The sequence below is a fragment of the Sphingobium tyrosinilyticum genome (genome assembly GCF_042654265.1).
GTDB classification, from domain to species: domain Bacteria; phylum Pseudomonadota; class Alphaproteobacteria; order Sphingomonadales; family Sphingomonadaceae; genus Sphingobium; species Sphingobium tyrosinilyticum.
In genome coordinates this window covers 19376-30859 of record NZ_JBHSFZ010000017.1, presented here as the reverse complement: position 1 = coordinate 30859, position 11484 = coordinate 19376, and the positions used below count along the sequence as shown (strand labels likewise).

At 60.9% G+C, this 11484-nt stretch carries 11 protein-coding genes; 6 read left to right on the top strand and 5 right to left on the bottom strand.

The genetic code is table 11. The annotated features are described in order from the left end of the window. On the bottom strand, positions 1–956 hold a 956-nt coding region (locus tag ACFO3E_RS09945), incomplete at its 3' end, for a Rieske 2Fe-2S domain-containing protein (RefSeq protein WP_380804291.1). A gap of 182 nt (positions 957–1138) precedes the next feature. On the opposite strand from ACFO3E_RS09945, the gene ACFO3E_RS09940 reads away from it, so the two are divergent. Then, entirely contained in the window at positions 1139–1564 is a 426-nt protein-coding gene (locus tag ACFO3E_RS09940) for a steroid Delta-isomerase (protein ID WP_066530786.1), read from the top strand. Between the two features lie 57 nt (positions 1565–1621). Here ACFO3E_RS09940 and ACFO3E_RS09935 read toward each other — a convergent pair whose 3' ends face one another. Beyond that, positions 1622–2692, bottom strand: coding sequence for a hypothetical protein (locus tag ACFO3E_RS09935; protein ID WP_380804288.1), 1071 nt, complete (start codon positions 2690–2692; stop codon positions 1622–1624). Between the two features lie 247 nt (positions 2693–2939). On the opposite strand from ACFO3E_RS09935, the gene ACFO3E_RS09930 reads away from it, so the two are divergent. Genes ACFO3E_RS09930 through ACFO3E_RS09910 form a run of 5 tightly spaced genes read left to right on the top strand, consistent with a single transcriptional unit; the run spans position 2940 to position 7350 of the window. After that, on the top strand, positions 2940–4205 hold the full coding sequence (locus ACFO3E_RS09930; protein WP_380804285.1) for a DUF1214 domain-containing protein: 1266 nt from the start codon (positions 2940–2942) through the stop codon (positions 4203–4205). Positions 4206–4209: 4 nt separating this feature from the next. Further along, on the top strand, positions 4210–4623 hold the full coding sequence (locus tag ACFO3E_RS09925) for a VOC family protein (RefSeq protein ID WP_380804283.1): 414 nt from the start codon (positions 4210–4212) through the stop codon (positions 4621–4623). Further along, positions 4620–5477 carry a sugar phosphate isomerase/epimerase family protein gene (locus ACFO3E_RS09920; RefSeq protein ID WP_380804281.1) on the top strand — a complete coding sequence of 286 codons (858 nt, stop codon included), beginning with the start codon at positions 4620–4622 and terminating at the stop codon, positions 5475–5477. The genes ACFO3E_RS09925 and ACFO3E_RS09920 overlap by 4 nt, the downstream gene beginning before the upstream one ends. After that, a complete protein-coding gene (locus ACFO3E_RS09915; RefSeq protein ID WP_380804278.1) occupies positions 5474–6601 on the top strand; it encodes a Gfo/Idh/MocA family protein in 1128 nt (375 codons plus the stop codon). Before ACFO3E_RS09920 ends, ACFO3E_RS09915 begins: the two co-directional genes overlap by 4 nt. Beyond that, positions 6598–7350 carry an SDR family NAD(P)-dependent oxidoreductase gene (locus ACFO3E_RS09910; protein ID WP_380804275.1) on the top strand — a complete coding sequence of 251 codons (753 nt, stop codon included), beginning with the start codon at positions 6598–6600 and terminating at the stop codon, positions 7348–7350. Before ACFO3E_RS09915 ends, ACFO3E_RS09910 begins: the two co-directional genes overlap by 4 nt. 173 nt (positions 7351–7523) lie before the next feature. Here the strand turns inward: ACFO3E_RS09910 and ACFO3E_RS09905 are convergent, their stop codons facing one another. The 3 genes from ACFO3E_RS09905 to ACFO3E_RS09895 all read right to left on the bottom strand — a co-directional run bounded on the left by ACFO3E_RS09905 (position 7524) and on the right by ACFO3E_RS09895 (position 11456). After that, on the bottom strand, positions 7524–9467 hold the full coding sequence (locus ACFO3E_RS09905) for a flavin-containing monooxygenase (RefSeq protein ID WP_066531686.1): 1944 nt from the start codon (positions 9465–9467) through the stop codon (positions 7524–7526). A 77-nt stretch (positions 9468–9544) separates the two neighbouring features. Continuing rightward, positions 9545–10195, bottom strand: coding sequence for a TetR/AcrR family transcriptional regulator (locus ACFO3E_RS09900; protein WP_380804272.1), 651 nt, complete (start codon positions 10193–10195; stop codon positions 9545–9547). Beyond that, complete coding sequence (locus ACFO3E_RS09895) at positions 10185–11456, bottom strand: sulfotransferase family protein (protein ID WP_197486353.1); 1272 nt, start codon at positions 11454–11456, stop codon at positions 10185–10187. The genes ACFO3E_RS09900 and ACFO3E_RS09895 overlap by 11 nt, the downstream gene beginning before the upstream one ends. Positions 11457–11484 lie beyond the last annotated feature (28 nt).

Genomic DNA, 11484 nt, shown 5'->3' with positions numbered 1-11484 from the left:
TAGGGGCCGTCGCTCGGGATCACGAGCGGGTTGAGGCACGCCTTCTTGTTCTGCCAGATCTCGACATCCTGGGCGAAGGCCAGGCGGCTGCCTTCCTGATATTGCAGCGCCGCTTCGCGCAGGTCATCGGTGACCGGCGCAGAGCCGTCATTCACCTGCACCATCAGGCCGTGCCAGACGCGGATCTTGCCATCCTCGATCGGCGTGTGGGTGATGAGGATGAAGCTGTTGAACGTCCCCTCCATCTCTGACTGCAGGATCGAAGGGCCGGTGTACCAGGTGTCGAGCGTCAGCACGTCGTCCGGGTTGGTCACCAGCGTGCGGTGGCCAGCGGCATAATATTGGTGGACGATGTGATCCTTGAACTCATTGGCGAAATAGACAAAGTCCTTCGCCCCATGGATGGGCACGAAATGGCCAAAGTCGGCCATATTGTCCACCACCTCGATCGGGTGGATGTCGAGATCGCCCATAAAATCGATCTTCCAATTGACCCAGCCCGGCGCGTCATAATGGCCGCCAAAGTCGGGCAGGTCGAAATTGGGTTCGAGCCCTTCAGGATCATGCCAGATCCACACGGTGCCCGCACGCTCAACGACCGGGAAGGTCTTGAGCTTGGCCGCCTTGGGCACGAAGTCGGAATAGGGGATGTTCTTGCACGCGCCGTCGGGACCGAACTGCCAGCCATGGAAGGGGCAGCGGATCGAATCGCCCTCAATCTGCTCGCCGTCGCGCACGATGTAGCTGGTCGTGTTCTTCGCCAGATGCGCGCCCATGTGCGGGCAATAAGCCTCCGTCACATAAACCGTGCCGCTCTCACCACGGTACATCACCATGTCCTGGCCAAGATAGCGCATCGCCTTGGGCGTCTTCGTCGCCTCGACGCTCTCCCCAACCATGAACCAGCCACGGGGAAACTCAAATTCTCCCAGACGATAGTCCGACGATTTGGCCATGCTATAATCCTCTCACTGTCCGGCCAAATTAGCATCAAGCGCAGCGAGTCACCAGCCTGCAGCAATTGTCCTGAACTTCAAAACTGCAACCTACTACGCAAAACAATAGGGAAAGTGCAAGATCCTATGTTAAATGCGGGGCATCAAGCCATTAAGACTGCCCGTTAAATGAGGTGAGCCCCATGACCGAGCGATCCGTTTCCCTTGGCGATACTCCCGCCTCTCCGCCGACCCACGCGCAGATGCGTGCTACGCTCCAAGCCTATGTCGATCGGATCAATGCAGGGGATCGCGACGGCGTCCTGACGCTTTTCGCGCCCGATGCGATAATCGAGGACCCACTCGGATCGCCGCCCAAAAGCGGAGAGGAAATAGCGGCCTGGTTCAGCGATACGGTCGCGTTCAAGACGCGGATTCAGCCAGTCGCGCCGATCCGGGGGTCGCATGCCAACGCCGCCGCGCTGGTTTTCGACGTCACCTTTCAGCCCCCCGAAGGTCCGCGTTTGCTGATCCGATCTCTCGACGTCTGCACGTTCGATGCGCAAGGGCGGATCACCAGCTTGAAAGCCTATTGGGGACCAGACGACTTGGAGCCAGCGATCGACTGATCTAAAGAAAGGGCGCCGAAATGCGGCGCCCTTTCATATTTCCCTTCGCTGGTCCGGTCAGGCCGCAACCAACTCACGCGGGGCTTCAGCCGGATATTCGGCAGGACCGCCATAGTCATAGGCGTCGTTCAGCGCCTTGATGAACGCCGGATCGTTCAGAGGGTCGGTCGGCGTTTCGATCTGGATGCCGCGCGAACGGACATCCTTGATCAGCGTGTCAAACACCTGATCATAGGTCAGGTTGTCCGACCCATCCATGTTCTTCTTCAGTTCGGCATAGTCCTCGAAGACCTCCGCCGACCAGTGAACGAGGAAGCGCAGGTCGTCGGTGTGATAGCGCTCGATGACCTGATCGCCCGTCTTGACCAGCCAGCCGTCAAGGTTGCCCGGTTCACCACTGAACAGCGAGTCGAAGCCCAGCCCCTTGGGATTCTGCCGCTCCAGCGGGCCGTTGGCCTCGCCGCGATGCACCAGCATCTCATTTTGCACCACTACGCCCCGGTTATAGACCGGCGGCTGCAGGCGGGCTGGCTTTTCCAGCGGACCCTTCGGCCAATAGGTAAAGCCGCTATTGGCATCAAGGCTGAACCAGGTGATGACCTGCGCCATCTTGATCAGATAATCCTGGAACAGGCCCGAACGGCCCATGATCGAGCACAGCCAGGTCGGCGAATTTTCGTAACGCACGCCGCGGAAGCTGGGCGAATCCAGATGGCCCGGATCCTTGTTGCCGCACGGGCCGTTCACGTTGAACAGCATCATCTGCGGCTTGGCATAGTCCGCGTTCCAATAGGCCTTCGCATATTCCAGGAAAGTTGGATTGTAGAAGGTGTCCTGAATTTCCGGGAACATGCAGGTTGAGTAATTAGCATAGAAGCCGCGGAAGGTCGGCGTCAGGAACATGTCCAGCGTCGGTTCGAAACCTTCGGGGAAGCCGCCTGCAAAAGTCGCGATCAGCGCTTCCGCATTGGGAAAATGCTGCGCAATGATCAGCTTCCAGGCGCCGCTATGCACCACGTCCAGCAAACGGCGACGCTGATCCTCGGTGTACACATTGTGCAGTTCGCGCGGCGGCGAAACCGGCTGCAAGATATTGGACAGATGGCGCTTCTGCGCATCGGTAAGCATGACTTCCTAACTCCTCTCACAGGCGAGCGACTCGTGCACGCCACCGGGCCGCACCGCTATCGACCCAAGAAAGTTATCAATCTATAACTTTCCGGTCAATGCCGTTCCCACCGCCCGTCGGATGTCGCAAAACCATTTTGCGTCACACAGGAAGGATAATGGCACGGGATCGACAGAAGAAAGGCTGGCCCCCACGCCGGGGCGATGGCACCTTCCGCTGATCAAAACAGGAAGAGGATGGGCCGCGATGGCTGACGCGCTCAACAAAGCAATGGATATGCGGGAGATCGAGGCGCGCTCGGCGCAGAGGCTGCTTTCGGGTCAGTCCTGGGATGATTTCTGCGACGTGCTGAAGGTCGCAGGACGGATGATAGACCGGTTCGGAGATGATCCATCCGATCTGGACCGGGCGGAATGGTATCGCTTTCTCACCCGCCTCGCGCGGTCGGGTTTCGAGCGGCTGATCGAAAATGCGGAGCCGACCCGCCCCCGCCTGCGCGACATGGTATGGCGCCAATCGATCAACGTCCAGACTGTCGATCAGGACCATCTGATGTGCCAGTTCGATGAGGCGCGCGATTATCGCATCGTCGGTACGCGCGGCACCATTCCCTATTTCGTCCTGGCCCTGCTGAGCGCGCCCGCGCCGGATGATGCAGGCGCACGCGACTGGGCGCCGCTGGGCGTCGATGGTCTTAAGCTATTCGATCCCGCCAACCTCAAAACCACCGGCTTTCTTGGCAGTCAGCAGCTGCGCGTCGAAGCCGACGGGAGATTTGAGATCATCCTGTCAAAAAATGATCCGGGCGAAGGCAAGAACTGGCTGAAGCTACAGCCTGACACCAACTGTATCCTTATCCGCCTGGTATGGAGCGACCGGGAGAAGGAAGTTGCGCCCGACATGCGCATCGAGCGGCTAGACGGCGCGGATCCTGAGCCGGTGACGCCTGCACTGATGGCGAACAACCTGGCCTGGGCCGCGCAGAATGTGCTGGGCTATGCTGAACTGGTCCGCAACTGGTGGAACGGGACGCAGGGCAATTTCGCCGCCAAGCTCAACCGGCTGGACTATAGCCGCGCCCAATATCTGTCGAACGGCGGCGTGCCCGATCGCCATGTCGCCTTTGGCGGATGGGAAAAGCGGCTGGACGAGGCGCTGGTGCTCGAATTCGTGCCGCCGAACTGTGAATATTGGAACTTCCAGATCTGCAACATCTGGCAGGAAAATCTCGACACGTTCGAGGACGGCAACGGCTGGGTCAATAATTACCGCTTCGCCGCCGAGCCCGACGGCCGGGTGCGCATCATCATCGCCGAGCATGACCCGGGCCTGGGCGGCAATTGGGTGAATTCCTACGCGCATGAGAAAGGCATCTGGGGCTTGCGCCTGGTGCGGACCGAAAGCACTGCGGCCGTAAATCTGTGGCGCCTGCCGCTCGCGCAACTTGAGGCGGAAGGGCTTACGGCGCTCAAGCCGGAGGCTGCGATCGCCACCGGCCAGTTCGTGGACTGACGCCATGGCCGTGCGAACTCTTGACCATGTAAATATCCGGACCGCCGATGTACCCGGCACCGCGGCCTTTTTCCGCGATGTGCTGGGCCTGCGGGCGGAGACCGCGCCTGGGGCGGGATCGATCGATCAAGGCTGCTGGATCCATGATCCGGACGGGCGGGCGATCGTCCATATCGGCCCGGTGGATGCGGCCTATCCCAGCGACGACGCGCTGCCCTTCACCCCCGCGCGGGGCAGCGGGGCAGTGCATCATGTCGCGCTGGAGTGCGATGACCTGCCCGCTATGGTCGCCCGGCTGGACGCTGCCGGGCTCGCGGTAGTGCGGAAAGACTATCCGCCCGCCAATCTCTGCCAGCTGTTCGTCGAGGAGCGGAACGGGATCATTCTGGAACTGAATTTCCGGCTGGAGGCGGCATGACAGAGGATCTGCCGTTGATCCTGTCCGCTCCGCCTTTTGCACATGTGCCGCTGCTCGAACGATTGGCCCCGGCGCGTGAAGCGGGCTTTACCGGCATCTCGTTAATGCCCGGCGACGTCTGGTCGTTGGAAGAGGCAGGGATGAAGCCGTCCGAAATTGCGGCGCGGATCGCCAATCATGACCTGACGGTTATGGAGGTGGATTGCACGGCTTGCTGGCTGCCCAGTCATCGTCGAACGGGCGACGACGCGCCTTTGGCTTCGCTGCTTCAATCGCTGACGCCCGAGCGCGTGGTGGAAGCGGCCGCGCGCATCGGTGCGCCGTCGATCACGGCCGTCGAGATGATGGGCGTCTCCCCCTCGCTGGATGAGGCGGCTGAAGCCTTCACGCATCTGTGCGATCTGGCCGCGCCCTATGGCCTGAAAGTCCATATTGAGTTCCTGCCTTTTGGCGGCATCCCCGATCTGGCGAGCGCATGGGCAATCGTGCAGGCGGCCGGACGGCCCAATGGCGGGCTCACGGTCGATAGCTGGCACTTCTTCAGGAGCGGGTCCAGCTTCGAGCTGCTCGAAAGCATCCCGGGATCGCGCATCCACACCGTGCAGATCAACGATGCGCCTGCGCAACCAGAAGCCGACCTGCTGCACGAAACGATGAACGGTCGGCTCGTTCCCGGACAGGGAAGCTTCGACCTTACGCGCTTCATCCGGACGCTTGATCAGATTGGGAGCACAGCCCCTTTCTCAGTCGAGGTCTTTTCGAAAAACATCAACGGCATGCCGATGGCGCAGGCCATCGCTTCATGGGCGCCAGCCGCTCGCGACATCATCAGAAAGGCTAGAGAAACGAGATGACGGGCAAGGAAGCGCCGATCGGCGCAGTCGTCGTAGGCACGGGCTTTGGACTTTTCACGCATGTCCGCGCGCTGCGCGATGCAGGATTTGAGGTGCGTGCCATCGTCGGTAGGAATCAGGAAAGGACCGCGCAGCGCGCAGCGCCGCTGGGCATTCCGCTTGCGTCCGATAATCTGGCACAGGTACTGTCCGACGATCCGGGCATTCGCTTGGTCACTGTCGCCACCCCGCCGCACGCGCATTACACGCCCGTCATGCAGGCGATCGCCGCGGGCCGCCATGTCATGTGCGAAAAGCCCTTCGCACGCGATCTACCCGAAGCGCGGGAGATGCTGGCCGCCGCCCAAAAGGCGGGGATCGTCCATGCGCTGGGCGCCGAGTTCCGTTTCGACAGCGCGCAGGCGCTGCTGCGTCGGGTGGTGAAGGATGGCCTCATCGGCGATCCGCTGATGTTCAGCCGCATATACCAGCAGCCGGGTAGCGGAGAGGAGGAACCACTTGCCGACTGGTGGACGGACGCTGCACAGGGCGGCGGTTTCCTGGGCGCATTCGGCACGCATATGATCGACCAAGTCCGATCCACCCTGGGCGAGATCGTCGCGGTCAGCGCGATCCTGCGCAAGCTGACCACCACGCGCCCGGCGATGACCTCGGACGACTATTATAATGTCCAGTTCCGGACCCAAAGCGGCTGCCTGGGCGCAATCGAGGCGGCGATGAGCTTCCCTGGTCCGTTCGTCATGGCGACCAAGGTTGCGGGCACGAATGGTGCGGCCTGGATCCAGTCCGGGAGCGCTTTTGGCGATCCGGAAGAAGTCTGGATCAAGGATGCTGACGGAACGCGGCAGATTCCGATGCCCGCCGAACTTGTGAATCCCGCGCCCGAGCCTTTCGGCATCGATGAACTGATCCAGACGGAAATGGACCGCTGGCACACGCAGGGCTTCGATGTCGCCCCCTATGCCAAGCTGTTCGGCCAGATGAAGGCCCGGATCGAAGGTCGCGCGCCACCGCTTCCTGATCCGGCGGGGGATTTTAGCGACGCGGCGGCAGGGCAAGCCGTGCTGGACGCCGCGCGCCTGTCTGCGGCTCAAGGCCGCTGGGTCGAAGTGGAGGCAGTATGACGAACCCGTCCTATGATTTTTCCGGTGCGCATGTGCTTGTCACTGGCGGCACTAGCGGGATCGGCGCAGCCACCGCGGCGGCCTATCGCCAAGCAGGCGCAGATGTGACCATCACCGGCACGCGCGGCGACACAGCCGATTATGATGCTGATCTGTCCGGCTATCGCTATCTGCGCATGGATGTAGAGGATGGCGAGAGCATCGATGCGGTTGCGGCGAGCCTTTCGAAACTCGACATACTCGTCAACAATGCCGGGATGGCGCTACCGAGCCTGGGCCTTGACGAATATGAGCCGGATGTGTTCGCGCGAGCCGTCAACATGCTGCTGGTCGGCGCGTTTCGCATGGCCCAGCGTAGTGCCGACCTCCTCGCACAAAGCAGCTTGGCGGGCGGTGCGAGCGTCATCGGCATTGCTTCGATGAGCAGCTATTTCGGCATTCCCATTGTGCCCGGCTATGGCGCGGCAAAGACCGGCCTTGTCGGACTGACCCGCACGCTGGCGGTCAAATGGGGGGAGCGCGGCATCCGCGTCAACGCCGTCGCCGCCGGGCTTACGCGCAGCCGCATGACCGAAGGCACCTTCGCGCAGGAGGATTGGATGGCTCCGACGCTGGCGCGGACGCCCTTGGGACGGCCCGGTGAGCCGGAAGATATCGCCAACGCAATCCTCTTCCTGTCGAGCCCCGGTGCGGCATGGATCACGGGTCAAACACTGGCGGTGGATGGGGGATACACGGTTTCCGGTTGAGGCGCGGCCGACACCGTTCGTGTCGAGCGCAGCGGAGACACGTTATCCCCACCGTTTCTCAACTCAAAGCGAACAGAGGCCGAGTGGGTTCAGGCGCACAGATGATGCCCCTAAAACAGTGAGAGCCGGCCCTTCGGACCGGCTCTCGCTTGCTATCGATCCATCGAAGCTGCTCAATGCAGTTCGAAATTCTCCTTCGCCGGCCCGCGCGTCTGGTTCCATAGGTCCACAAGCCGCCACGGCCAGGACAGAAAGACGCGACCCTTGGAGTTATTGTAGTAGCTGTTCGCGCGCGGGTGGGTCCAGATCATATTCTTCATCTGTTCCTCGACCTGGCGGTTCCAGGTCTCGAACGCTTCCTGCTTGGGCTCCACGGCCCGGGCGCCGCTGGCGTTGATCCAGTCGAGGCATTCGATGATGTAATTCACCTGCGCCTCTGAGATCAGGTTCTGGCCCGCCGCATGGTTCGGCGCGCTGTTCGGGCCAACGGTCATGAAATAGTTGGGATAGCCCGGCACCGTCACGCCAAGATAGGAACGCGGATCGTCCTTGCCCCATTCGTCGCGCAGCGAGCGGCCGCCCTTGCCGATGATTTCCAGCTTGCCCATCATGTTGGCGACGTCGAAGCCGGTAGCGCAAATGATGATGTCGAATTCATACTCCGTCCCGTCCTTCAGGCGGATGCCCTTGGGGGTGAAGCATTCGATCCCGCCCTGCTCCAGTGTGACGTTGGGCTGCTTGAGCGCGTCGAGCCAGCCCGCGTCCAGAATGATGCGCTTGGAGAAGATCGGGAAGTCCGGCGTCATCTTTTCCTTGAGATCGGGGCGGTCGTGGAACTTCGCCTCCAGATGGGCAAGCGCCCACTGCCGCGCACCTTCGTTCATGGCGGATACGGACGGGCTGTCCACCGGCCATTCGGGATCCTTCACGACGTTCGCGTAGAGGCCATCAGCCGCGAACCAATAGACGCGGAAACGGAACCATTCACGGAAGTGCGGGATGTAGCGCAGGGCGAACTTCATGCCCGGCGACACTTCATGATTGATCTCGGGATTGTAGATCGTCCAGTAGCGGGTGCGCTGGAACACGGTGAGTTCGCTGACCTGATCGGCGATCGCGCCGATCAGCTGCGCGGCGCTTGCGCCCGTGCCGATGATGCCGACGCGCTTGCCTTCGAGCCGTGTTGAAGGATCCCAGTTCGCCGTGTGCATGATCTTGCCCTGGAAGTCTTCGCGGCCCGGAATGTCGGGCCACTTCCAGCGGTTGACCGGACCGTGGGCGTTGATGACAGCGTTGGCGCGGATCACTTCTTCGCTGCCGTCCTTGCCACGGACCGTGATGTTCCACACCGCGTCTAGATCGTCATAGCGCAGCGCGAGGACTTCGGTGTTAAAGCGGATGTTGCGGCGAAGTTCATATTTGTCGGCGACGTGCAGCAGGTACTTCTGCATGTCCACGCCCTTGGGATGGTAGTGCGTCCACTCGGGCGTGATCTCGAAAGAATAGGAATAGAAGTGGCTGGGCGTGTCGACGCCGACGCCGGGATAACGATTTTCGTACCAAGTACCGCCGACTTCCGGATTCTTTTCGATCACGATATGCTCGTAACCGGCTTCCTCCAGCTTCAGTGAAGCGGCAAGGCCGGTCATGCCCGCGCCGATCACCAGCACCTTGAAGTCGGACTTGGGCGCAGGGCGTCCTTCGATCTCCTTACGCGGCTTGGGCAGCTTTAGCCCGATCTGGTCGAACAGCAGCGGCAGAAATTCGTCGGCGACTTCCTCGCCCACGCCCACGCTCATCATCCGCTGCATCAAAGCTTCGGACGGATCATCCTCACGCGCGGCGCCCGGGGTCGTCAGCACATGCAGCAATTTTGTGCGCAGTTCGTGCAGATATTCGTTCGGGATTTCGGTGCCAGGAACCGCGAACGGCGGTTTGATATAGTTGCCGAACACGTCCAGCATCGCGGCATCGTGGGTCAAATGGACATAGACCATCAGCAGCGTCTGGATATTTGCTTCTTCCAGGGCGGTGTGCAGTTCTTCGGTGTCGGCGAGCGGCAGGCTACGGTCGTGCCAATCCCGTGCAATCACTGCGCCATCAACATGTTCAGCCATTTCTTCCATCCCTCTCCGACTCAAAAGCGGATAAGTAAGTAAACACTCACTTGCGATAGCAACCGCGCTTCCTTTGGTCAAGCCGCCGCCGCATTGGCACCTCTCTCTGTCCCGCGCATAAAGGTGCGCACCGCTATTTCGACGTGCAGTCTGCATTGCTGCTCGTCCGGCAACGCATCATCAACCAGCAGGGCGTTGTGAACGGGCGCTAATATCATCGATAAAAGGAGCATGGCGGCGCTGCCGCTGTCCCTTTTTGAAATACCTGTCCGCACCAGATACTCGGCAAGAGGCCGCGCGAGATAGTCATCCCGACTTTGCCGGATCAGCGGCCCAAATTCGCTGAACTCATGAGCCTCGCGCATCAACAGCCGGGCCATGCCAACAGTCGATGGGCGAGTGAATTCCTGGAGCAGGGCAACGCCGAACGCACGCAGGTCGGACTCTGGCTCAGCGGCATCGCTGAACTGCGCCAAGGGAAAGCGCTCAACCCCGGCGTTAAGACAGGCTCGAAAAAGCGCAGCCTTATCCTCATGCCAAAGATAGAGTGTGCGCTTGGACACCCCCGCCGCCTGAGCGATCGCATCCATGGTGACGGCGCGATAGCCCTGCCGGATAAATTCTTCGCGCGCGATCTGCAGCAGGCGGCGCTTTTTTGCGAGCGTCTGGTCCGCACGGCCGATCGGCGCCGGGATAGCAGAGCTGTCAGCCTCCACCTTAGACCTCATGCCTCACAGGAAAACGCTCATAATAAAAGGCGAACCGCTCACGCGCGGCGGCCTCGTTCAGACCGAATACGCCTTCGAGATCATAGACAACCTTGCCATGTTTGTTGCGAGGATTTTCGTCCAGATAGCCGAGCAGCTGAGCCTCGACCTCCGATGTCAGTTCCAGCCCCGCAAGATTGTAAACCCGCCGCATCACGCGCTCCTGATCGGCCATATATTCATGGAACAGGATGTCGGCCGACTGATCAGGACCCCATGCCTCGCGCTGATCAACGCAAGCGCGCAGCAACCTTTCTATGCGGTCGAGCCAAAGCTGGGCGAGGGCGGGCGGGTCCACCGGATCGCGGCGGATGCGATCACTATAGCCCAGCATGGTAGTCAGCGACCGCAGCACCGCGATGGGATCGCGATGGGTGATGACCATCGTGGCATCGGGGAAAACCGTCTTGATTGCCGCCAGATTTTCCATGTGCTGCGGCGATTTCAACAACCAGCGGTTAGGTCCGCGATGCCATGTCAGGACCTGCAGCACCTTCTTTTCATAGGCGTAGCTGGGCGTGCGGTCGTGCGCGAAATAATAGTCGATCCAGCGGGGGATCCGTGACTGGAACTCCCAACTATAGCAGTTGAGATCCATGTAGAGCAGTTCATTGTCCTCATGGATGGACGCTGCGTCCATCCCGTGCATCGCCGCCATGTGCGGCAACATCGCCTCGAACGCGCTCCAAAATTCGGCGCTGCGCACAGCGCGGGGATCGACTTCGCCCGGTGCAAGATCGCGCAGCTGAACCGGCTCCTCCGATTCCCACAGCGTAAGCGATCGCAGCCGCTCGTCCCGCGACAGCCAGTTGACCAGATGGGTAGTGCCCGAACGCGGCAGGCCAGCGATGAACAGCGGCCGATCGATCTCAATCTCTAATATCTCCGGATGCCGCTTGACCAGATCCTCTATATGAAGACGATTTACCATGACGCGGACGAGATGGTTCAGCAGCGTGATCCGTGCCCCACGGGTAAGGCCCTCATCCTCGTCCCACGCCTGCAGCGTCACCGCCATGCGCTCACGAAAGCTTTGATCGTCGCCAAAATCATCCAGGCCGCCCGCTTGGACGATCGCGCTGGCAAGCACCTCTTCCACCGTCATTCGATCAGGCACATTCGCAGGCCCGTTGCGGGCGGCAAGGATCGCGGGGGTGACCACCGGGTCGGCCATGTCGTCGATACGGATTTCCTGCAGCTCGCGCAGCTGAACTTCACTCATGTTTAAATCCTCTGGATTGTGGAGCGGT